This window comes from Brucella oryzae (genome assembly GCF_041929965.1).
Taxonomy (GTDB): domain Bacteria; phylum Pseudomonadota; class Alphaproteobacteria; order Rhizobiales; family Rhizobiaceae; genus Brucella; species Brucella oryzae.
Map to the genome: position 1 here is coordinate 156131 of NZ_JBHEEO010000002.1, position 23276 is coordinate 179406.

Sequence of the window (23276 nt, forward strand, 5' to 3'; positions counted from 1 at the left end):
TATCCACTTTCGCTGGAAATGCTCATTCAGGATAAAGCCATGAGCACGTTCAAACCGCTTGTTTTCTCCGGCGTCCAACCGACCGGAAATCTTCACCTCGGCAACTATCTGGGGGCGATCAAGCGGTGGGTCGAGGTTCAGGAGACGCAGGAATGCATCTATTGCGTCGTGGACATGCACGCGCTGACCATTTCGCCTGATCCGGTTGAGCTGATGCAGTCAACCCGCGAAGTCACCGCAGCTTTCCTTGCCGCTGGTATCGACCCCAAGAGGAGCATCGTCTTCAACCAGAGCCGCGTCATGCAACATGCCGAACTGGCGTGGGTGTTCAATTGCATCGCGCGCATCGGCTGGATGAGCCGCATGACCCAGTTCAAGGACAAGGCAGGCAAGGACCGTGAAAACGCTTCGCTCGGACTGTTCGCTTATCCAAGCCTAATGGCCGCCGACATCCTGCTTTACCGCGCCACCGCTGTCCCGGTTGGCGAGGACCAGAAGCAGCATCTGGAATTGACCCGCGATATCGCGCAAAAATTCAACAATGACTATTCCGACCGCATCGCATCGCTCGGTGTGGGTGTGGATATGCAGGTTGGCGACGAGCAGGTTTCCGGCTTCTTCCCGATGACCGAACCGATGATTTCCGGCCCCGCCATGCGGATCATGTCGCTGCGGGACGGCACCAAGAAGATGTCGAAGTCCGATCCGTCCGATCTGTCGCGTATCAATCTGATCGATGATGAAGAGACCATCACAAAGAAAATCCGCAAGGCAAAGACCGACTCGGATGGTCTGCCGACGGAGCTCGACGGTCTCACCGGTCGTCCAGAGGCGGATAATCTGGTTGGCATCTATGCAGCACTCTCCTCTCAGTCAAAGGAAGATGTGCTGAAAGAATTCGGCGGACGCCAGTTCTCTGAATTCAAGGCATCGCTTGCCGATCTGGCCGTAGCGAAGCTTTCGCCGATCACCCATGAGATGCGCCGACTGGTTGCCGATCCTGCTCATATCGACAGCGTTCTGCGCGACGGCGGCGAGCGGGCTGGCGTGATTGCGGAACAAACCATGCGTCATGTTCGCGATATCGTCGGCTGGTTGCAGAACTAAATTTCTCAATTATCAAACGGGCGGCAGTTTTTTCTGTCGCCCTTTCATTTCACGATCAAGTTTCGATCTGTTGGTCCCTGTCAAATGTCAGCTTGCAGACGATCAATCCCGATGGCAAATTGCGGCCATGGTATCAAAACGACTTAGCCGGGAAGCCGGCCACCGCCGCAAGTTTCTTGCCGTCATCGACGAAACACCCGAATGCGGGCGCGCCGTCGCCTATGCCGCGCGCCGAGCAAAAAATACGGGCGGCTCGCTCATCCTGCTTTTCGTAATCGATGATTCCGATTTCCAGCAAATTCTGGGCGTAGGCGAAATCATGCGCTCCGAAGCGCAAGATCGTGCGCGGGCAGCGCTTGAAAAATTCGCGGCAACCGTTCGTGCAGATCAGGGGATCGAACCGGAAATCAGCATCCGCGAAGGCGAAACCGCCGCAGAACTGATTTGTCTCATCGAGGAAGATCAGGACATCGCCATTCTTGTACTGGCCGCTGGTTCTGGCAAGGAAGGGCCCGGCCCTCTCGTGCAATCGCTGGCCGGTCGCTCGCAGTTCCCGATCCCGGTTACGGTCATTCCGGCAGGTATGAGCGACGATGACATTGATGCGGTGACCTAATCACCCTATATTGATGACAACTGATACGCGCGGGATCGGGACAGCACTTGCTTCCATATGGATCTGCGCTTACGAAAATCGTTCCAAAATCTGAAAGCGGGACAACTGGCATGTTCATCCAGACTGAAACCACGCCCAACCCGGCGACCCTGAAGTTTCTTCCCGGCAAGGTGGTTATGCCGGAGGGTACCGCAGATTTTCGCGACCCATCCACCGCTGGCAACACATCACCGCTCGCAGCCAAGCTCTTCTCGGTTCCGGGCGTGACCGGTGTATTCTTCGGCTACGACTTCATCACCGTCACCAAGGACGATGGCGAGTGGCAGCATCTGAAGCCCGCCATTCTCGGCACGATCATGGAACATTTCATGTCGGGCGCCCCTGCAATGGCTGGCAACAGCAATGCTGACGCTGCTGCTGCACATGGCGACGAAGAATTTTTCGATGAGGCCGATGCCGAAACCGTTGAAATCATCAAGGAACTGATCGAAACCCGCGTTCGTCCGGCAGTTGCGCAGGATGGTGGCGACATCACGTTTCGTGGTTTTGAAAACGGCACAGTGTTCCTGAACATGAAGGGCGCCTGCTCTGGCTGCCCGTCATCGACGGCGACCTTGAAGCATGGCATTCAGAATCTTCTGCGCCATTTCGTGCCGGAAGTGCAGCAGGTCGAGCAGATCTGATTGCCGTTTGACTGTAATGAAAAAGGCCGCTTCAAGCGGCCTTTTTCATATCCTTATTGCTTCACGATAACCTTGGCACCCTGTTCGGTGCGATCATAAAGATCCATGATATCCTGATTCATGAGGCGGATGCAGCCGGAAGACATTGCCTTGCCGATGGACCACCATTCCGGTGTTCCGTGCAGGCGATAACCCGTGTCGCCGCCCTTGTTGAACAGATAGAGCGCACGCGCGCCGAGCGGATTGCGCAAGCCGGGGTCCATGCCATTGCGATATTTGGCCAGTTCCGGCTGACGCTTTATCATGGCGGAAGGCGGCGTCCAGGTCGGCCATTCCCGCTTCATGGCAACGCGCGCCGTACCGGACCATTCGAAACCTTGACGGCCAACGCCAATGCCATAGCGCATGGCCTTGCCCTCAGGCATGATGAGATAAAGGAACTTTTCCCGCGTATCGACGATGATGGTGCCAGGCTTTTCATCCGTCGGATATTTGACGATCTGGCGGCGATATTGCGCCGCTATCTTTTCGCTTGGGATGGCCGGGACAACGTAACCGGCGTCAGTGACCGAAGAATAGGAAGCAGTATAGAAAGTACCGCCTACGGTCGAGCAGCCCGCCAGGGCGCCTGCCAGAAAAAGAGCCGACGTCAATTTTAGGACGCGAGAATTCATGCATTCCCCCAGATTGGTTCATTCCGTCAATGGGACCGCGATGGGCCGGAGATAGATGCGAATCGTTCGTTGTCGTTGAAGATGAGGCAGTATTGTTAACCAGACGTTAACCGTAAATTGAAAATTCCTTAATTAAGACATTTTTTGGCCATGTTTTGCCGTGTCGCTGCAGCTTTCACGCAACGCGCTCCAGTTTTCCGATTGTTTCGATCTGAATCCGCGCACAAAATGCGTCCATGCCAATCGTGATTCCCGATCAGACCCATCCCCTTTCCGATGGTCGCCAGTCAGAGAACGCCATGCTGGTGCGGCGCGGCGTGCAACGTCTTTTTCTGGAGATGGGGCTTGCCACGTTGCCTGAACTGCCGCTGGCATCGGGCAGGCGCGCAGACCTGATCGCAGTCAACCGAAAGGGTGAAATCTGGATCGTGGAGATCAAATCATCGATCGAGGACTGGAAGGCGGATCACAAATGGCCCGATTATCGCGCTTATTGCGACCGGCTGTTTTTCGCCACCCATCCGGCGGTGCCGCGCGAAATATTTCCGCAAGAATGCGGCTTCATCCTGTCAGACGGATATGGAGCGGAAATTCTGCGTGAGGCTCCAGAACATAAATTGCCGGGTGCAACGCGAAAGGCATTGATGTTACGCTTTGCGCGAGCGGGTGCCGCCCGCCTGACGATTGCCGAGCTTGCCGGTCTCGATGTACCAGAGACCGAAATAGATTGATTTAGTTCTCTAATTTAACGAGGCGCGCGTTTCGCCAGAATGCGCTGCAAGGTGCGGCGATGCATGTTGAGACGGCGTGCCGTCTCGGAAACATTACGCTCGCACATTTCATAGACGCGCTGGATATGTTCCCAGCGCACTCGATCTGCAGACATCGGATTTTCCGGCGGTGCAACCTTTTCGCCAGGACGGCGAGTCAATGCGGCAAAGACCTCATCGGCATCGGCAGGTTTCGACAGATAGTCGATAGCGCCGAGCTTGACGGCATTCACGGCGGTTGCGATATTGCCGTATCCGGTGAGAACGATGGCGCGCGTATCGGCACGGCGCGCGCGAATAGCTTCGATGATATCGAGACCGTTGCCATCGCCGAGCCGCATGTCCACAACCGCATAGGCCGGGGCGGCGGCCTTGGCGGCGGCGATGCCATCCTCAACCGATTCCGCAGTCGTCACCTGAAAACCCCGGCTCTCCATGGCGCGGGCAAGGCGCTGCAAGAAGGGCTTGTCGTCATCAACCAGAAGGAGGGTCGGATCGTTGCCTATGGCTTCGGTGTCTTCCTGCTTCAAGTCGTCCATCGGGTGCTTCCTGCCTGTATTTTTCTTTCCTTATTGATACCCCTGCGTCAAAAAGTCAAATAGCCATTGAATTGTTGAAGCAATTTCAGCATTCGTCCATTCGCAAGAATAGCGCAAATCTTTGTATTTTCAGGATATTTTGAAATGTGGACACAAGGATTTGATAGAAAATCATATTTTACCGGAACCAGGCCTCAGACGGACCAGTATTCTCGTGCGTCGTCGGAAAGCCCGGTCAGAAAATCATCCAGCTTCACTTCGTCGATATGTGCACGCAGTGCCTTGGCAACGTCGTAAATAGCTGAATCCGGTGCAAAATTGTGATCTTTGCGCAGAGATTGCACTTCACGGGTCAATGCCTGTCGGCTCAGAAATGGCTGTTTCGCTTCACCAATATCCCAGTTTGCTATAAAAACAGCACGAAGAACGGGTGGCAATATCGTGGCAAAGCGAATCGCTTGATCGACCTCTAACCGGTGGCGGAAGGTGAGCAGCACAGCCTCCACCATCGTATAGGCCTGATTGCGTGTGGCGAGCCCTGCCTCGTCCCGAGCCATGGAGAAACTTGTCGAATTCCTCTGTCGCTCTTTGGATCTCAAGCGGTATCGTCATATGGCATCCTTCTTTAGCCGGATATGAATGCGGAACGCGGCCAAACCACTTTTACCTCTGCGCCTTGCCCGGGATTGTTGCGATTACGGAAGGTGATATGCGCGCCTGAGCGTTCCAGCAAAGTCTTGGCGATGAACAGGCCGAGGCCGAGACCACCGCCGTTCCGTGTATTTTCGCGGCTCGTCATATAAGGCTCGCCGATACGGTCGAGGATTTCCGGCTTGAATCCTTCGCCGTCGTCCTGAATAGTCACACTCACATTGCCGTCCGTCCAGCCCCAGGTAACGTTGACCGTACCACGTGCGAAATCGACGGCATTTTCCACCAGATTGCCGAGGCCATACAGCAGGCCGGGATTACGTCGGGTGACAGGTTCCGGTTTCGGGCCTTCCGTCTTTTGCACGTCGATCGTGATACCGAAGTTGCGATGCGGAGCGATCACCTCTTCGATAAGCGAAGAGAGCGGCAGGCGCGACATATGTTCCTCGCCTTCCGAGGACAGGCTGGTCAGCCGCTGGAGAATTTCCCGGCAGCGCTGTGTCTGTGAATGAAGCAAGGCTATATCTTCGGCAAGGGCCGGATCGGTGGTGTGGGCGCGCTGCATTTCCTTCACCACCAATGCAATCGTTGCCAGTGGCGTACCCAGCTCGTGGGCCGCTGCTGCAGCCAGCCCATCCAGCGCCGACAGATGTTGCTCGCGCTGGAGAATAAGTTCCGCAGCGCTCAATGCATCGCCCAGCTGGCGCGCTTCCTCAGCGATGCGATAGGCATAAACGCCAGTGAATCCGAGTGCCGAAATAATGGCACACCAGATACCGATCACGAACAGGAATGGCAAGTTCAGCGTTTCACCCGGATACCAGGGCAACGGCTCGTGCCTGATGGTAAGCACTGAAGTACAGGCAACCACCAGCAAGGCGAGCACCAGCGTATGGCGGGCTGAAAGCGACGTCGCCGAGATGATGACTGGCACGATCATCAAAATGATGAAAGGGTTCTGCAGCCCGCCGGTGAGATAGAGAAGCCCCGCCAATTGCAGAATGTCGAACGCCAGAACCAGACTTGCCGCCGCCGGATTGAGCCGATGATTGGTCGGAAAACGGAAAGCCAGATAAAGATTGAGCCATGCCGAACAGGCGATCAGTGCAAAACAGATGCCAACAGCAAAAGGAAACTGCAGATAGAGCGCCACGAACATGACTGCGGCCGTCTGCCCGGCAATGGCCAGCCAGCGCACACGTATCAACGTGGTCAGGCGCGGACGGCGCGAAAGATTGGAAGCGCGATTCTCGAATTCTGCGTGCATGGGGTCCCTCGTCAGGGCCTCTTATGAGGCAAGCCCGGACCAGAAAGCAAGTGAAACTGCGTTATCCCGTCGCAGGCTGAATTCAGGTCCCGCGTGGTTTGGCACGGCGCGTGGCTTGCGCATTGGCCGGGTCTTCCGGCCAGACATGTTTCGGGTAGCGTCCGCGCATGTCGGAACGCACATCGGCCCATGATCCCTTCCAGAAGCCGGGAAGATCGCGGGTGATCTGGATCGGACGATGTGCCGGAGAAAGAAGCTCCAGCAAGAGCGGCACCTTGCCGTTGGCGATGGCCGGATGCACAGCGAGGCCGAACAGTTCCTGCACACGGACCGCAATCACCGGCTCTTCGGCATCATAGCGGATTGGAATATTCGATCCGGTCGGCACTTCGAAATGGGTCGGCGCAAGCTGGTCGACACTGCGCTGAAGGTCGAAGGGGACGAGGCTCATAAGACCGTTTTTCAATACGTGTCCCGGAATGCGGTCGAGCTGGGCTTCGCCCGTCAGGAAAGGCAGAAGCCAATCGTCTAATGCTTCGACGAGATGATCATCATCCATAGACGGCCATGGGTCTCCAAGGCCGCGATAAAGCCAGCCCAGACGGCGACGCAGGATTTCGGTCTCTTTGCCCCAAGGCAGGATTTGCAAACCATGTTCACGCACGGCGGTAATCACGCCTTCGTCGGCAGTACTTCCCGAAGGAGTGGCGAGCGGCTTTTCCGACAGAGCAATCGCACCAATGCGCACAGCTTCGCGAGCGCGCAAGGCGTTCTTTTCCGGATCATAGACCACCTGTCTGCCGCTTTCGATACGATCCTCGAGGGCAATGCGAATTTCGGGTTCGCTGACTTCTGCAGCAGAAAGAACATGCGCTCGGCCTGCTTTGCCCGACATATCCGCAACCACAAGCCATGACGCCCGGCTAAGACTGATGGCGGGATCGATTTCGCCACCACGCCCATTGGCGAGCAGAAACTGCCCGGTCTGGCCGCGTGCTTTGGCGATGCGGTCAGGATAGGCGTCAATCAACATTCGGCCAACACTTGAGCCTGCCGCTTCGCCCTTGTTCGGGGCATTTGCTGCAAGCCGCCTTGCCAGCCCTTTTGCACGCTGCGCACGATCGGAACGGTCATTGCGGAATCGCGACATGCGGGTGTCGAGGTCGGTTTCATTGCCGCCGAGGCCACGTTCGGTCAGCAACACCGCGAGTTCGGACGCCTTCTGTGCCTCACCGCGTTTGCCAGCTTCTGCCACCATATGCGCCAGACGTGCAGGCAGGGCCAGAGAGCGCATGGCCTCGCCGTCCGGCGTCAGTCGTCCCGCTTCATCCAGTGCGCCAAGCCGCATAAGCAGAGCTTTTGCTTCCTTTAGCGCTGGCTTGGGCGGAACATCGAGAAAGCTGAGCGTCGCCGGATCGGTCACACCCCATGCAGCAGCATCAAGCACGAGACCGGACAAGTCGGCTTCCAGAATTTCCGGCGGTGAGAAAGCGGGAAGCGACGCCGTTTGACCCTGATGCCAGAGCCGGATCGCAACACCGGGCTCGGTTCGCCCGGCACGACCAGCCCGCTGATCGGCACTTGCGCGAGATGTCCTCACAGTTTCAAGCCGGGTGAGGCCGGTTGCCGGTTCATATTTCGGCTGGCGCGCAAGCCCGCTATCGATCACCACACGGACGCCATCAATCGTGATGGAGGTTTCGGCAATTGACGTGGCCAGCACCACCTTGCGATGGCCTGTCGGTGCAGGCTTGATTGCTGCATCCTGATCACGGCCTTCCATCGCCCCGTAAAGCGGGGCCAGAATGATATTGGCAGGGAGAAGTTTTTCCAGAATGCCTGCCGTGCGCTCAATCTCGCCCTGCCCCGGCAGAAAAGCCAGAATGCTGCCGGTCTCGTCGGCCAATGCATCACGGATCGCACGCACCATCACGTCTTCGATCCGTTCATCTGCCTTACGGTCGCGATAACGGATATCGACGGGATAAGCGCGGCCTTCACTTTCGATCACCGGCGCATCGCCGAGAAGCGACGCAACACGGGCGCCATCAAGCGTCGCAGACATCACGAGTATTTTGAGGTCGTCGCGCAATGCCTCCTGCACATCCAGCGCCAGCGCCAGCCCAAAATCCGCATCGAGGCTGCGTTCGTGGAATTCGTCGAAGAGAACCGCTGCAACACCCTTCAGGTCAGGATCGTCCAGGATCATGCGTGCAAAAACGCCCTCGGTGACAACGAGGATTCTGGTTTTGCCCGATACCTTGCTTTCAAGGCGCATCCGGTAACCGACCGTTTGCCCAAGTTCCTCGCCCAGAAGCTGCGCCATACGACGGGCGGCTGCGCGTGCCGCCAGACGTCGCGGTTCAAGTAACACGATCATGCCATCCTTGCGCCAATCCGCGTTCAGCATATGAATGGGCACCAGTGTCGTCTTGCCCGCACCGGGCGGCGCGACAAGGACTGCGCTCGCATGATGCACCAATGCCTCCTCCAGCTGAGGCAGAATTCGTGTCACAGGAAGATCAGGCAGGCTCGTCAAAATAATTTCCGTTAGATAAGGCTTCCGCTTTCGTGCTTATCACACAGGGAACGCACATGATCCATATTCGAAAATCGAACAAGGCCGATGCGCCCGCGTTGACCAAAATCTGGCGCGCCAGCGTTCTCGCCACGCATGATTTCCTGAGCCGCGATGATTTTCTGGAAATCGAAAAGCTGGTGGCCGAGCAATATCTGCCGAATGTCGAAGTCTGGCTTATTGAAGACGCTGGCAAGCCGGTCGGCTTCATGGGCATGAGTGAGTGTCATATCGACAGCCTGTTCATCGCGCCCGACCAGCGCGGCAAAGGCATTGGCAAGCAGATGATAGCGTATGCAAAAACGCTCGGCAGTCCGCTGACAGTCGATGTGAACGAGCAGAACCTGCAGGGTATCGGCTTCTACCGGCATATGGGGTTTGTCGAAACCGGACGCTCGGAGACAGATGACCAGGGACGCCCCTACCCCCTGCTTCATCTACGGCTGGCAGCCAACAATTGACATACTCCCCCATAGTATATAGTTTTAACGGAAATCGGGAGTTTCCATGCCGCATTCACCGGAAGACAAGAAGCGCGCCATGACGCGCCTGCGCCGCATTCGCGGACAGGCCGAAGCACTGGAGCGCGCGGTGGAAGCCGGCACGGAATGCGCGGCATTGCTGCAGCAGATCGCGGCACTGCGGGGTGCTGCCAACGGATTGATGGCGGAGGTGCTGGAAAGTCATTTCCGCGAGACATTTGCACAGGAAACCAAAGCTGATCCCGATACGCAAATCGACGAAATCATGCGGATTCTACGCACCTACCTCAAATGAGTGCGTTGCTCTAAGATAGACTGAAAGGGAGAAACATCGTCATGAAATCACGCGCAGCCGTTGCGTGGGAGGCAAAAAAGCCGCTCACCATCGAAACAGTCGAGATTGGCGGTCCACGGGCTGGCGAAGTGCTGGTCGAAATCATGGCGACAGGCGTTTGCCATACAGATGCGTACACCCTTTCCGGTCTCGATTCCGAGGGCAAGTTCCCGGCGATCCTCGGCCATGAAGGCGCGGGCATCGTGCGCGAAGTGGGCGCGGGCGTTACCTCGGTCAAGCCCGGCGACCATGTCATTCCGCTCTACACGCCGGAATGCCGCCAGTGCAAAACCTGCCTGTCGCAGCGCTCGAACCTCTGCACCTCTATCCGCGCGACCCAAGGTCAGGGCCTGATGCCGGACAAGACCACACGCTTTTCCTGCGATGGCGGCGAAGTGTTCCACTATATGGGCTGCTCGACCTTTTCAAACTTCACCGTTCTGCCAGAAATCGCGGTTGCCAAGGTGCGCGAAGACGCGCCTTTCGACAAGATCTGCTATATCGGCTGTGGCGTAACGACCGGCATTGGTGCCGTGATTTACACGGCAAAGGTTCGCCCGGGTTCCAATGTCGTTGTATTCGGCCTCGGCGGCATCGGTCTCAATGTCATTCAAGGTGCCCGCATGGTCGGCGCGGACAAGATCATCGGCGTGGATATCAATCCGGCCAAGGTCGAAATGGCGAAGAAATTCGGCATGACCGACTTCATCAATCCGCGCGAGATCGGCAATGACAAGGTGGTGCAGGCCATTCAGGATTTGACCGATGGCGGGGCGGACTATTCTTTCGACGCCACCGGCAATACCGATGTCATGCGTCAGGCACTGGAATGCTGCCATCGCGGCTGGGGTGAATCGATCATCATCGGCGTTGCGGAAGCAGGCAAAGAAATCGCCACCCGCCCGTTCCAACTGGTCACTGGACGCGTCTGGAAAGGCACTGCATTCGGCGGCGCGCGCGGGCGCACCGACGTCCCGAAAATCGTTGACTGGTATATGGAAGGCAAGATCAACATCGACGATCTTATCACCCACACCATGCCGCTTGATGAAATCAACACTGCCTTCGATCTCATGCATGAAGGCAAGTCCATCCGTTCGGTGATTGTCTACTGATGGGTAAAAAGCTTCTCGTTTCCCATTGGGACCAAATCGACAATCTGACCCCGCGCGCACTTTATGCGATGCTGAAGCTGCGCGTAGATGTCTTCGTGGTCGAGCAAAAATGTCCCTATCCGGAAATCGACGGCAAGGACTTCGAGGCATTTCATTTGCGCATTCTCGATGGCGAGGAACTTGCGGCATCGCTGCGGGTTCTGCCGCCGGAACAGGCTGGCAAGCCGGTGAAAATCGGGCGCGTTGTCGTGGCGCCGGATTATCGCGGTTACAAGCTCGGCCAGCGCCTGATGAAAGAGGCCATCGAATTCGCTCATGGCCGTTTTCCGGGTATCGCTATCGAGCTTGGCGGACAGAGCCATTTGCAGAAATTCTATGGCTCGTTCGGCTTCGTGGCGATTTCTGACGAATATCTCGAAGACGGCATTCCACACGTCGATATGCGATTGGAACCAAGGGAAACGGTTGCCTGATGTTTCTGCTGCGTCGCCATATGTCGTTCTATCTTGGCGCTCTTGGTGGCGTAGCAACATTCATCATTGCCTGGCTTTTCAAAAGCCCTCTTGCCCCGGTTATCGGCGCAAACTGCTTCTTCGTGCTCTATCTGGGGCTGGCGGCGTCTGCCCTGCCAAAGCTCACGGCCAGTTTTTTGAAAAAGCACGCTGCAAGTGCTGACGAACCTGTCTGGATCATCTTTCTGGTAACTTTTGCGACCGTTCTCGTCGCGATCGTCTCGCTGTTCATTCTCATCAACGGCGAGAAAAAAGCCGATACATTCTCACTTGTGATGACACTCGCTTCCGTGCCTCTCGGCTGGTTCACCATTCATATGATGACGGCGATCCATTACGCGCATGTCTATTGGCAGCCGGGTGAACCGGCTGGCGACGATACCAGCCATGCCAGCCATTATCGTGGCGGCTTTGAATTCCCCGGCACACAAGAACCATCCGGCTGGGATTTTGCCTATTTCGCCTATGTCATCGGCATGACGGCGCAAACCTCCGATACGAGCGTGACGACACCTGCCATGCGCAAGGTCACGCTGCTGCACAGCATCGTCTCCTTCTTCTTCAACACCGTGCTGGTCGCCGCTTCTGTCAATGTTGCGGTGGCGCTCGGAAGCTGAACAAAACTGAGGTTCTTTCATGGAAACGATTTCGACTGCAAAGTGCTTTGATGGAACGCAAGGCGTCTATCGCCACAAAAGCGAGACGAACCAGTGCGACATGACCTTTGCCGTCTTCCTGCCACCGCAGGCTAAGGATGGGCCGGTGCCCGTATTATGGTATCTGTCCGGCCTCACTTGCACGCATCAGAACGTGATGGACAAGGGTGAATATCGGCAAATGGCCGCAGAATTAGGAATTGCCGTCATTTGCCCTGATACGAGCCCACGAGGCGATGACATTCCGGACGAGTCCGACAACTGGCAATTCGGCAAGGGCGCCGGTTTCTATGTTGATGCAACACAGGAGCCTTTCGCCAGAAACTACCAGATGTACAGCTACATCACGCAAGAGCTGACCGATCTGGTGGGGCGCGAATTTCCACTCGATATGTCGCGGCAGGCGATCACTGGCCATTCCATGGGCGGACATGGCGCGCTGACAATTGCGCTCAAGAACCCGGACCGTTTCAAATCAGCATCCGCCTTTGCACCCATCGTCCAGCCTTCGACAGCAGACTGGTCCAGACCAGCGCTCGAAAAATATCTCGGACCGGAAGAACGGGCTTGGCGCGCCTATGACGCCACGCTTTTGATCGAGGACGGCTACCGCTTTTCAGAGTTTCTGGTCGACCAAGGCACCGCAGACGGCTTTCTCGATGACGGCTTGCGTCCGTGGCTTCTGGAAGAAGCCTGCAAGAAAGCTGGCATCCCCCTCACGCTCAATATGCGCGAGGGCTATGACCACTCCTATTTCTTCATATCGACCTTCATGGACGACCATTTGAAATGGCATGCAGACCGGTTGAAGCGCTAATCAACGCTTCAAAACCTTCATCGGCAGACCGCCTTGCGGCTGGGTGGTGAGCTTCTGCACCGGCCACGGCTTCGTCGTTTCCAGCACCTCGAAACGACGGCCATCCAACAAGATCGCCAGTGCAATGACCGCTTCCTGCAAGGCGAAGCTTGCACCGATGCAGACCCGTGGGCCTGCACCAAAGGGCAAATATTGAAAGCGGTCGAGCTTGTCCCGGTTTCCCGGCCAGAAGCGTTCAGGCATGAAAGCGTCCGGCTGGTCCCAGTAGAGCCTATGGCGATGAATGACCCACGGCATGACCAGCACGGTCGCGCCCTTCGGGATTTTCAGATCGTCATACGCATCGTCGGTCGCCGCCTCACGATTGATCGACGGTGCGGGCGGATAAAGCCGCATGGCCTCCTCGAAGGCCGCACGTGTGAAAGGCAGCGATGCCAGCCATTCCTGCGGCGACAGATCGCGACCGTCCTTTGCGAAAAAGCCGTCAACTTCCGCTTCAATACGTTCGCGCTCTTGCGGTGCCTTCGCGAGCAGATAGAGCGTCCAGCCAAGCGCGCGGGCGGTCGTCTCGTGGCCGGCACCAATGAACGTAATGATGTTGTCCTCAATCTCGGAACGGCTCAGGCCGTCCGGTCCTTCGGCGCGCAAAAGCAAAGTGAGGAAATCGCTTGGAACGTCCTCGCCCTTGTCCATGCGCGTTTTACGCAGCGCGATGGTGTCGGAGACCAGCTCACGGAAAAATCCGAGCGACTGCTGCCCACGCAGGCGCGTCAAGCGCGGCAGCCAGTCGGGTAGCCCCAAGAGGTCGAACGGATCGACCCGTCCCATAGTCTCGAACAGCTTGTCGATCTGGTGTGCGAAATCGTTGGGATCTCCTGCGATCTCGCCCGAGAACAGCGTCTCCGCCAGAATATCATAGGTCAGGAGCGTCATGTCATGGGCGACATCGGTAATCGTCCCGGAAGTCTTGTATCGCTCGGCGAACTGGCGGGACCGATCGCGCATGGTTTCGGCAAAGCCGCCGATATGGCGCGGGGTAAAAACCGGCGCCATGGCTTTGCGCGAGCGCTTCCACACCTGACCCTCGGCGGTCAGCAGACCGTCGCGCAACAAGGGGCGCAGCACACGCTGGCGAATGGCGGACATGGGATAATTGGCGGCATTGTCGACCAGTACATGGCGGATCAGCCCCGGATCGTTGGCGATGATGGTTTTCATGCCGAACCAGCTGACGGAAATCCACCGCTCGTTATAGGACGGCTCGCCCCACAGCTCGAGCGGGTTTTTGTAAACGACCCGCATCATCTCGAAACGCCCCACCGGCTTTTCGCGCGGGCGCGGCGCCGGCGGCACGAATGGACCCGGTCTTTCGCTCATGACGTTCGCAATTTCCATCAAGCGTTCCTTTCGTCATAAAACAGGTCGAGAACGCCCCCGTCAAACCGGATATAAGCGCCAATTATGGCAGTTCCAAAAGCCATTCAGCGCCCGGATCGCCCTCATACGTACAGACTGCCGGAATCCCCGGTAAATTTACCGCCAGAATTTGGAAAAAAAGCCGTTAGCACCTATATTAAAGCCATGTTTGTCGCGTGATTCGACATATCTTTGAAGCTGCATTCGCAGCGCGTTTTTCGAAAGATTTTCATGAGCGAGATGCCCGAGATGAATTCCGAAGCCCCCGCCGAGTATGGCGCGGATTCCATTCGTGTCCTGAAAGGTCTGGATGCTGTTCGCAAGCGCCCCGGCATGTATATCGGTGACACGGATGACGGCTCCGGCCTGCATCATATGGTCTACGAGGTCGTGGACAATGCGATCGACGAAGCGCTGGCAGGACATGCCACGCTTGTCACCGTCGCCCTCAATCCGGACGGATCCTGTACCGTGACCGATAACGGTCGCGGCATCCCGACCGACATCCATAAGGAAGAAGGCGTTTCGGCGGCCGAAGTCATCATGACCCAGCTTCACGCTGGCGGTAAGTTCGACCAGAATTCCTACAAGGTGTCCGGTGGTCTGCACGGCGTCGGCGTATCGGTGGTGAACGCGCTGTCGATCTGGCTGAAACTGAAGATTCGCCGCGCTGGTAAAATCCATGAGATGCGCTTTACCCATGGCGTGGCCGATGCTCCGCTCGTGGTAACCGGCGATGCCGGTGCAGAGACAGGCACGGAAGTAAGCTTCCTGCCATCGCCCGAAACCTTCAGCATGGTCGAATTCGATTTCGACACACTGGAGCGCCGCCTGCGCGAACTCGCCTTCCTCAATTCCGGTGTACGCATCAAGCTCACCGACCGCCGCCATGCGGATGTGGTTGAGCATGAGCTGCACTATGACGGCGGGCTTGTGGAGTTTGTAAAATATATCGACCAGAGCAAGAAATCGCTTCTGGAAGAGCCGATCTATATCCGCAGTGAAAAAGACGGCATGACGGTTGAGGTCGCCATGTGGTGGAACGATTCCTACCACGAGAAAGTGCTGTGCTTCACCAACAACATCCCGCAGCGCGATGGCGGCACGCATCTGGCCGGTTTCCGCGGCGCGCTGACGCGTCAGGTGACAGGCTATGCCGATGCTTCGGGCATGACCAAGAAGGAAAAGGTGACGCTTACCGGCGATGACTGCCGCGAAGGCCTGACCGCCGTTCTTTCGGTCAAGGTTCCCGATCCGAAATTCTCATCGCAGACCAAGGACAAGCTGGTTTCCTCGGAAGTTCGCCCGGTTGTGGAAAGCCTCGTCAACGAAGCGCTTTCGACATGGCTTGAAGAACATCCGGCGGGCGGCAAGATCGTGGTCGAAAAGGTTATTCAGGCAGCAGCGGCACGTGAAGCGGCCCGCAAGGCACGCGACATCACCCGCAAGAGCAATCTGGGCGTGACGTCCCTGCCCGGCAAGCTTGCCGACTGTCAGGAACGCGACCCGGCGAAATCTGAAATCTTCATCGTCGAGGGCGACTCCGCAGGCGGTTCCGCCAAGAGTGGACGCTCGCGCCAGAACCAGGCGATTTTGCCGCTACGCGGCAAGATTCTCAATGTGGAACGCGTTCGTTTCGACCGCATGATCTCTTCCGATCAGGTCGGCACGCTGATTACCGCGCTCGGCACATCGATCGGCAAGGATGAAACGCACGGCTTCAACCCGGACAAGCTGCGCTACCATAAGATCATCATCATGACCGATGCTGACGTCGACGGCGCGCATATCCGTACATTGCTGCTGACGTTCTTCTTCCGCCAGATGCCGGAACTGATCGAGCGCGGCCATATCTATATCGCGCAGCCGCCGCTCTATAAGGTGTCGCGCGGCAAATCCTCGCAATACATCAAGAACGAAGCCGCCTTCGAAGACTTCCTCATCGAAACGGGTCTTGAAGAAGCCACATTGGAAATGGCAAGCGGTGAAGTTCGCGCCGGGCCGGACCTGCGTTCAGTGGTGGAGGATGCACGCACCATGCGTCAGCTTCTGGCCGGTCTTCACACGCGCTATGATCGTCGCGTGGTGGAACAAGCAGCCATTGCCGGGCTGCTGAACCCGGATGCCTCGAAAGACAATGAGACCGCACAGCGTTCCGCCGATATTGTTGCAAAGCGTCTCGACATGATCTCGGAAGAAACCGAGCGTGGCTGGGAAGCCCATGTAACGGAAGATGGCGGCTATCGCTTCGAGCGCATGGTGCGCGGCGTGAAGGATGTTGCCATTCTCGATATGGCGCTGCTCGGTTCTGCCGACGCCCGCCAGATCGATCGCGTGGCTGCACGCCTGTCGGAAGTCTTTGCCGAGCCGCCGGTGCTGCGTCGCAAGGACAAGGTGGAGACGCTTTCCGGCCCGATGGCTTTGCTCGATGCGATCTTTGCGACGGGCCGCAAGGGCCTGACCCTGCAGCGTTATAAAGGCCTGGGCGAAATGAACGCCGAACAGCTTTGGGAAACCACGCTCGATCCGAATGTGCGTTCGCTGCTGCAGGTCAAGGTGACGGATGCGACCGACGCCGATTCACTCTTCACGCGCCTCATGGGCGACGAGGTGGAACCGCGCCGCGAATTCATCCAGGAAAACGCGCTGAGCGTTGCCAATCTGGACGTTTGATAAAGAAAGCCCCGGACACCCGGGGCTTTCTCTTGAAAACTACGCGTTATGTCTTTTCATGTTGCAGAGCACTGTTGCACCTCATGTAAAATGGGGAGTTTTGTGACCGTGCTTGTAGTTATAACCTGGGAAACTGTTGTGACCTTTCCAGGATTTGAGCGATATGTTTTTGAAGTTATTATTTATGCTGTGCGCAACATTTCTTTCCATCGGACACGCAAACGCAGAAGATATCAAAGGGGTTGGTGTAAAGAAGCTTGATGTAATTGACCCGGTTGGGCAGCGTCCAATGGATGCGGTCGCGTTCTTTCCCAGTTCTGGACAAACGGAAGAAACCTCAATCGGTCCCTATAAAATTGCTGCGTCCAAATCGGCAGCAATCGAGGGAAATCGTTATCCTTTAATTTTGATATCGCATGGCAGCGCGGGCAGCATGTGGAGCCACCACGACCTCGCATCCACTCTTGCCCGCAAGGGCAATATCGTTATCAGTGTTACTCACCCGGGCGATAATTTTCGGGATACGAGCCAAGTCGGCGCTGTCAGTAACATTTATGGCAGACCCGCGCAAATAACGGCAATTCTGAACGCCGCACTCCAAGATTCGATACTCGCTCCACATATGAATTCGCAACGAATTGGTTTCGTTGGATTTTCTGCAGGGGGCACCACAGGCCTCATCCTAGCGGGAGCAAAACCGACTTTTTCTCGCTTCGAGAGTTATTGTACCCAGCGCCCTGATGACCGGCACGTGTGCGAAGCACAGGGGAAAATCAGAAACGACCGGCCTGAGCTTGCACCTTCGGCTGATCCACGCATTCGGTCTCTGGTTTTGCTTGCGCCTTTCAGCGTCATATTCCCGCCGGAGGAATTGAAGCGAATAAATGTTCCAGCGCTTATATTCGTTGGAAGCGAGGACAAAGAATTGTCACCTTCCGACAACGCAATTGCTCTTGCCCATGAGTTGGCCACCAAAACAACACTGGAGGTGATTCCGAACGCAGGGCATTTCACATTCCTTGCGCCTTGCTTGCCGCAATTGGTTCGATCCGCCCCAGAACTGTGCATCGATAATGCAAAGATCAATCGCAGCGCGCTTCACCAGAAGATCAATGCGGAAATAGCAAGTTTCTTCAACCGAACGCTTGGTGCACTTTGAGTCGTCGTGCGCATAATTCAGGCAGAGCGTTTCCGATTGGGAAACGCTCTGCCTGAGCAATCATTCGCCGCGGCGCTTCTTACTGTAACCGCCGCCTTCGGGCTTTTTACCACCCTTCTTGAAGCCGTCTTTCTTGAAGTCGTCTCCACGGGAGAAATCACGCGGCTTGTCCCACTTGTCGCCTTTCGAGCGGTCGCCTTTATAGCCATCGCTCTTGTAGCCGTCGCGGAAGCCGCCTTCCTTGAACTTGTCGCCGCGCGGTTTAAAACCGCCCTTGCCGTCACGCGGGGCAGCATCGCCGCCTGCACCTGCAACGGCAGTGCGGATCACGAGACCCTTTTCGCCGGTTCCACGTTCTTCGACCGAACGGCGAAACTCATCAGCTTTGGACGCTGTGATTTCGAAGCGGGTTTCATTGTCGAAAATCTTGATCGACCCGACATCGCGCTTGGACACATCGCCCGCCTTGCAGATGAGCGGAAGCAGCCACTTCGGATCAGCACGATGCTTGCGACCGGCAGAAACCGAGAACCAAACGCCGTCAAAATGTGCGTTACGGTCGAAACGCTCGCCCGGTTCGCCACGCTCACGGCGCTCGCCGCGTTCGAAGCGGTCGCCGCGCTCAAACCGGTCACTACGCTCGCGTGGTTTCTTACCACCAACTGGATGCACCGGTGCATCGGACACTTCTTCTGCGGCCGGGTAGGAAGCGACTTCGCGGTTGAGGAAGGCGCTAGCGATCTGTTCCGGCGTGTAACGCTCAGTCAGCGCCTTCAGGAGATCCTGATATTCTTCTTCAACCGGCTGGTTGAAGACTTCCGCATTCAAAATGCGCTCATTGGTCTTGGCTTGAACAGCAGCAATGCTTGGTGCCGGAACCGTCTGCGCATCGAGCTTTGCCATATGCAGAAGGCGCTCTGCAGTGCGGCGACGCGAGAACGGCACGACCAGCACGCAGGTGCCCTTGCGACCTGCGCGACCGGTACGACCCGAACGGTGCAGCATCGTTTCAGGATTGTTCGGAAGATCGGCGTGAATAACGAGATCAAGGTTCGGCAGATCAATACCGCGCGCAGCAACGTCGGTTGCAACGCAGACACGGGCGCGTCCGTCGCGCATGGCCTGAAGCGCGTTGTTGCGTTCCGCCTGGCTCAGTTCGCCCGACAGTGCAACGACGGCGAAACCGCGATTGGAAAGCCGGCTTGCCATGTGCTTCACTGCTTCACGGGTCGAGCAGAAAATGATCGAATTCTGGGAATCGTAATAGAGCAGTGTATTGATGATCGCGTGGTCGCGCTCATGCGGCGGCACCGGCATGGCAACATAGTCGATGTCGGCGTGCTGGCTGGTCTCGCTTTGAACGGTAATGCGCAGCGCGTCGTTCTGGAAGCGCTTGGCAAGCTGAGCAATCGGCTTTGGCACAGTTGCCGAGAACATCAGCGTGCGACGATCTTCCGGTGCTTCGCCGAGAATGAATTCGAGGTCTTCGCGAAAGCCCATGTCGAGCATTTCGTCTGCTTCATCAAGAACGACAGCGCGCAGCTCCGACATATCAAGCGCATTGCGCGTAATGTGGTCGCGCAGACGTCCCGGCGTGCCGACGACGATATGGCTTCCTCGTTCCAACGCCCGGCGCTCGGTGCGGATATCCATGCCACCAACGCAGGATGCAATGCGCGCACCGGTATCGGCATAGAGCCATTCCAGCTCGCGGCGAACCTGAAGTGCCAGTTCACGCGTCGGCGCGATGATCATGGCAAGCGGGCTACCTGCATCGCCGAAGCGAAGTTCATCTTCCAGAATGGTGTTGGCCATGGCAAGGCCGAAAGCAACCGTCTTGCCTGATCCGGTTTGTGCGGAAACGAGAAGATCGGCATCGAGCGTTTCGGGTGCCAGAACAGCGTTTTGAACGGCAGTGAGTGTATTATAACCGCGAGCGGCTAATGCTCCGGACAGAGCCGGAGCGATGGTTTCGGGCAAAGACATGAACCACTTTCACGAAAAAAGCTTCTCAAGCCGTATACCCATTGGTCGCGAACCCACTTGTCCACGACTCCCCTGACGACCACCGAAGCAACAGAATTGGTGCTTCCCTATAGGGTTGGACCGCTCAGGTCAACCGGCCAAGCCTCAGAGCGCAATTCGATCCGGTTGAATCGTACCGCCGCTCTGGTCCTTTTTGACGCGCATTTGGCCCGAAAACCGTTTCACACTTTTCGGAATGCGCTCTAGTGTGCCTCATCCCAGTTATGCGCTGCGCGCGCATCGACATGCAGCGGCACTGCAAGCGAGACAGCGGGCATGGCCGCATTTTCCATAATGTGACGAACCACCGGAATGGTCTTTTCGACTTCATGATCAGGCACTTCGAAGATCAGTTCGTCGTGCACCTGCAACAACATGCGGGCAGCGAGCTTCTCTTTTTCAAGCGCGTCTTCCATGCGAATCATGGCGCGGCGGATGATGTCGGCAGCCGAACCCTGTATCGGCGCGTTAATGGCCGCGCGTTCGTTGAAAGCGCGAACCTGCGGGTTGGATGCCCTGATATCGGGATAATGCGCACGGCGACCGAAAATCGTTTCGACATAGCCATGCTCGCGCGCGAAAGCCTTGGTCGCCTCCATGTAGTCCTTGATGCCGGGAAAGCGCTCGAAATAGGTCCGAATATATTGCCCGGCTTCTTCACGCGGAATCGACAACTGGTTCGCCAGACCGAAAGCGGAGATGCCGTAGATGATGCCGAAATTGATCGCCTTGGCGCGGCGGCGCACTTCCGACGGCATGCCTTCCACTGGCACACCGAACATTTCCGATGCCGTCATGGCGTGAATGTCGATGCCGTCTGCAAAAGCCTGCTTCAATTGCGCAATATCGGCCACATGGGCCAGAACGCGCAGTTCGATCTGGCTGTAATCGGCGGAAATCAGCTTGTTGCCCGGTTCTGCGATAAAGGCCGTCCTGATCTTGCGGCCTTCGGCGGTGCGGACCGGAATATTCTGCAGGTTCGGATCGGATGAAGAGAGGCGGCCGGTCGAGGTGGAAGCCATCGCATAGGATGTATGGACGCGCTTGGTCTCAGGGTTGATGAACCCCGGCAGCGCATCGGTATAGGTGGATTTGAGCTTGGTCAGCTGGCGCCAGTCGACGATCTTGCGCGGCAACGGATGGCCTTCGGCTGCGAGGTCTTCCAGCACCTGCGCAGATGTGGACCATTGGCCGGTCTTGGTCTTGGATGCGCCGGACAAACTCATCTTGCCGAATAGGATATCGCCAAGCTGTTTCGGCGAACCGATATTGAATTTTTCGCCCGCCAGTTCGTAAATCTCGTCTTCATAGGCGGCTGCGGCCTGCGCCAGATCGCCGGAGAGGCGCGACAGCACCTGTCGATCCACGGCGATGCCGCGCTCTTCCATACGCGCCAGCACATCCACCAGCGGACGCTCCAGCCGTTCATAGACCGACATCAGCCCCTCAGCCGCGAGCCGCGGCTTCAGGACTTGCCACAGGCGTAAAGTCACATCGGCGTCTTCAGCCGCATAGGCCGTCGCACGGTCGATATCGACCATATCGAAGGTCACGGCGCTTTTGCCACTGCCCGCAACATCCTTGTAGGCGATTGGCGTATGACCCAGCCAGCGCTCCGAAAGCGGGTCCATGCCATGACTGCCCGTACCGGCGTCGAGCACATAGGAAATCAGCATCGTATCGTCGAAGGATACAGTGTTGATGCCGTGGCGGCGCATGACCAGCCAGTCATATTTCATGTTCTGCGCAATCTTGAGAACGGAAGCATCCTCAAGCACGATCTTCAAAGCGGCCAGCGCATCACCCAGCGGAATTTGTCCTTCGACCATACCGCCCCCGAGCAAATCGCCCTGACCGGATTTGTGCTGAAGCGGGATATAAGCCGCCTTGGACGTGCTGTTCTGGCCCGGGAGCGCCAGCGAGAAGCCGATGAGTTCCGCCTGCATCGGATCAAGCGAATTGGTTTCCGTGTCGAAAGCCATGAGACCGATTTCGACCGCGTCAGCCAGCCACAGCTTGAGCGTGGCGATATCGCGAATGCAGGTGTAAGCGCTGGTATCGATTTTCTGCGCGGTGGCTTGTGCGGCGCGCTTTTCGGCCAGTGCCTGCGGCGTATAGCCTGTTGCCGCAGCAGCAGGCTCTCCCGTCGCTGCCGCGACGACCGTGACTTCTTCAACGCTCGTCACCACGACATCGACGTCCGGACCATGCGCATCCGCGCCCCATTGCGTCTCGACATGGCACGGCTCGACGGCGGACGCATCCGTGTCGGTCGCTTCGGCGACGCGCCGCGTCAGCGAGGTGAACTCCATGGCCTTGAGGAAGCCGATCAGCTTCGGCCCGTTCTGCGGTTCGAGAACCAGAGCGTCCAGATCGACATCCAGCGGTACGTCAGTCTTGAGCGTCACCAGCTCGCGCGAAATCTTGGTCTGGTCTGCAAAGGCCAGAATGTTTTCGCGGCGCTTGTTCTGCTTGATTTCCGAGGCGCGGGCCAGAAGCGTGTCGAGATCACCGAATTCCTCCAGCAATTGCGCTGCCGTCTTGGGACCTATGCCGGGAATACCGGGCACATTATCCGTGCTGTCGCCGGTCAGCGATTGCAGGTCGATCATCTTTTCCGGTGGAACGCCCCATTTCTCGATCACTTCCGGAATCGAAATCTGCTTGTCCTTCATGCTGTCATACATCGACACACTCGACGTCACGAGCTGCATGAGGTCCTTGTCCGACGAAACGATGGTGACATCACCGCCAGCCTGCTCAGCAATACGGGCATAGGTCGCGATCAGGTCGTCGGCCTCAAACCCTTCCTTCTCGATGCAGGGCAGATTGAAGGCGCGCGTCGCCTGACGGATGAGCCCGAATTGCGGAATGAGATCTTCCGGCGGTGCGGTACGGTTCGCCTTGTATTCGGGATAGATTTCGTTGCGGAACGTCTTCGACGAATAATCGAAAATAACCGCAAAATGGGTCGGCACCACACCGACATCCGTATTGCGCGCATCCTTCAAGAGCTTCCACAGCATGTTGCAGAAGCCCGAGACGGCCCCAACCGGCAGACCATCCGTCTTGCGGGTCAGCGGTGGCAGGGCATGATAGGCGCGGAAAATATAGCCCGAGCCGTCAACGAGAAAGAGATGATCGCCTTTTTTCATAAGATAGAATTAGAGGAAAGCGGCCATAAAGGAAACCGCTCCGGTGT

At 57.1% G+C, this 23276-nt stretch carries 19 protein-coding genes and 1 pseudogene; 12 read left to right on the forward strand and 8 right to left on the reverse strand.

What is annotated here, in order from left to right:
• Positions 1-39: 39 nt before the first annotated feature.
• From trpS to JNC70_RS02620, 3 genes are all read left to right on the forward strand, one after another.
• Positions 40-1107 carry a tryptophan--tRNA ligase gene (gene trpS / locus JNC70_RS02610; protein ID WP_104757108.1) on the forward strand — a complete coding sequence of 356 codons (1068 nt, stop codon included), beginning with the start codon at positions 40-42 and terminating at the stop codon, positions 1105-1107.
• Between the two features lie 127 nt (positions 1108-1234).
• A complete protein-coding gene (locus tag JNC70_RS02615) occupies positions 1235-1723 on the forward strand; it encodes a universal stress protein (protein ID WP_104757110.1) in 489 nt (162 codons plus the stop codon).
• Between the two features lie 110 nt (positions 1724-1833).
• Positions 1834-2406 carry a NifU family protein gene (locus JNC70_RS02620; RefSeq protein ID WP_006470913.1) on the forward strand — a complete coding sequence of 191 codons (573 nt, stop codon included), beginning with the start codon at positions 1834-1836 and terminating at the stop codon, positions 2404-2406.
• Between the two features lie 53 nt (positions 2407-2459).
• Here the strand turns inward: JNC70_RS02620 and JNC70_RS02625 are convergent, their stop codons facing one another.
• Positions 2460-3080: a L,D-transpeptidase gene (locus tag JNC70_RS02625; RefSeq protein ID WP_104757112.1), complete on the reverse strand. Its 621-nt coding sequence runs from the start codon at positions 3078-3080 to the stop codon at positions 2460-2462.
• A 236-nt stretch (positions 3081-3316) separates the two neighbouring features.
• Here JNC70_RS02625 and JNC70_RS02630 point away from each other — a divergent pair, with 236 nt between their 5' ends.
• Complete coding sequence (locus tag JNC70_RS02630) at positions 3317-3811, forward strand: MmcB family DNA repair protein (protein ID WP_104757113.1); 495 nt, start codon at positions 3317-3319, stop codon at positions 3809-3811.
• Between the two features lie 14 nt (positions 3812-3825).
• Here the strand turns inward: JNC70_RS02630 and regA are convergent, their stop codons facing one another.
• The 4 genes and pseudogenes from regA to hrpB form a co-directional block, all read right to left on the reverse strand.
• The gene (gene regA / locus JNC70_RS02635; RefSeq protein ID WP_104757114.1) at positions 3826-4389 is read right to left on the reverse strand and encodes a global response regulator transcription factor RegA; all 564 of its coding nucleotides are present in this window, start codon (positions 4387-4389) and stop codon (positions 3826-3828) included.
• Positions 4390-4583: 194 nt separating this feature from the next.
• Positions 4584-5001 (reverse strand): annotated as a pseudogene (locus JNC70_RS02640) (DUF2267 domain-containing protein).
• 13 nt (positions 5002-5014) lie between these two features.
• On the reverse strand, positions 5015-6307 hold the full coding sequence (locus JNC70_RS02645) for an ActS/PrrB/RegB family redox-sensitive histidine kinase (RefSeq protein ID WP_104757115.1): 1293 nt from the start codon (positions 6305-6307) through the stop codon (positions 5015-5017).
• Between the two features lie 82 nt (positions 6308-6389).
• Complete coding sequence (gene hrpB, locus JNC70_RS02650) at positions 6390-8846, reverse strand: ATP-dependent helicase HrpB (RefSeq protein WP_104757116.1); 2457 nt, start codon at positions 8844-8846, stop codon at positions 6390-6392.
• A 56-nt stretch (positions 8847-8902) separates the two neighbouring features.
• On the opposite strand from hrpB, the gene JNC70_RS02655 reads away from it, so the two are divergent.
• Genes JNC70_RS02655 through fghA form a run of 6 tightly spaced genes read left to right on the forward strand, consistent with a single transcriptional unit; the run spans position 8903 to position 12801 of the window.
• On the forward strand, positions 8903-9346 hold the full coding sequence (locus tag JNC70_RS02655) for an acetyltransferase (protein WP_104757117.1): 444 nt from the start codon (positions 8903-8905) through the stop codon (positions 9344-9346).
• 46 nt (positions 9347-9392) lie between these two features.
• Positions 9393-9662 (forward strand): metal/formaldehyde-sensitive transcriptional repressor, encoded by a 270-nt coding sequence (locus JNC70_RS02660; RefSeq protein ID WP_104757118.1) that lies wholly within the window; start codon positions 9393-9395, stop codon positions 9660-9662.
• 41 nt (positions 9663-9703) lie between these two features.
• Positions 9704-10816 carry an S-(hydroxymethyl)glutathione dehydrogenase/class III alcohol dehydrogenase gene (locus JNC70_RS02665; protein ID WP_104757119.1) on the forward strand — a complete coding sequence of 371 codons (1113 nt, stop codon included), beginning with the start codon at positions 9704-9706 and terminating at the stop codon, positions 10814-10816.
• Complete coding sequence (locus JNC70_RS02670) at positions 10816-11289, forward strand: GNAT family N-acetyltransferase (RefSeq protein ID WP_104757120.1); 474 nt, start codon at positions 10816-10818, stop codon at positions 11287-11289. Before JNC70_RS02665 ends, JNC70_RS02670 begins: the two co-directional genes overlap by 1 nt.
• Complete coding sequence (locus JNC70_RS02675; protein WP_104757121.1) at positions 11289-11945, forward strand: DUF1345 domain-containing protein; 657 nt, start codon at positions 11289-11291, stop codon at positions 11943-11945. The genes JNC70_RS02670 and JNC70_RS02675 overlap by 1 nt, the downstream gene beginning before the upstream one ends.
• 19 nt (positions 11946-11964) lie before the next feature.
• Positions 11965-12801, forward strand: a complete 837-nt coding sequence (fghA, locus tag JNC70_RS02680) for an S-formylglutathione hydrolase (RefSeq protein ID WP_104757122.1) — start codon at positions 11965-11967, stop codon at positions 12799-12801.
• Here the strand turns inward: fghA and JNC70_RS02685 are convergent, their stop codons facing one another.
• Entirely contained in the window at positions 12802-14196 is a 1395-nt protein-coding gene (locus JNC70_RS02685) for a cytochrome P450 (RefSeq protein ID WP_104757123.1), read from the reverse strand.
• 252 nt (positions 14197-14448) lie between these two features.
• Between JNC70_RS02685 and gyrB the strand changes: the two genes are divergently transcribed.
• Both gyrB and JNC70_RS02695 read left to right on the forward strand, forming a co-directional pair.
• Positions 14449-16890 (forward strand): DNA topoisomerase (ATP-hydrolyzing) subunit B, encoded by a 2442-nt coding sequence (gyrB, locus tag JNC70_RS02690; protein ID WP_211692183.1) that lies wholly within the window; start codon positions 14449-14451, stop codon positions 16888-16890.
• A gap of 163 nt (positions 16891-17053) precedes the next feature.
• On the forward strand, positions 17054-18049 hold the full coding sequence (locus JNC70_RS02695; RefSeq protein WP_104757124.1) for an alpha/beta hydrolase family protein: 996 nt from the start codon (positions 17054-17056) through the stop codon (positions 18047-18049).
• Between the two features lie 60 nt (positions 18050-18109).
• Here JNC70_RS02695 and JNC70_RS02700 read toward each other — a convergent pair whose 3' ends face one another.
• Together JNC70_RS02700 and polA are read right to left on the reverse strand one after the other, a co-directional pair.
• Positions 18110-20035: a DEAD/DEAH box helicase gene (locus JNC70_RS02700; protein WP_104757125.1), complete on the reverse strand. Its 1926-nt coding sequence runs from the start codon at positions 20033-20035 to the stop codon at positions 18110-18112.
• A 242-nt stretch (positions 20036-20277) separates the two neighbouring features.
• Complete coding sequence (polA, locus tag JNC70_RS02705) at positions 20278-23229, reverse strand: DNA polymerase I (protein ID WP_104757126.1); 2952 nt, start codon at positions 23227-23229, stop codon at positions 20278-20280.
• Positions 23230-23276 lie beyond the last annotated feature (47 nt).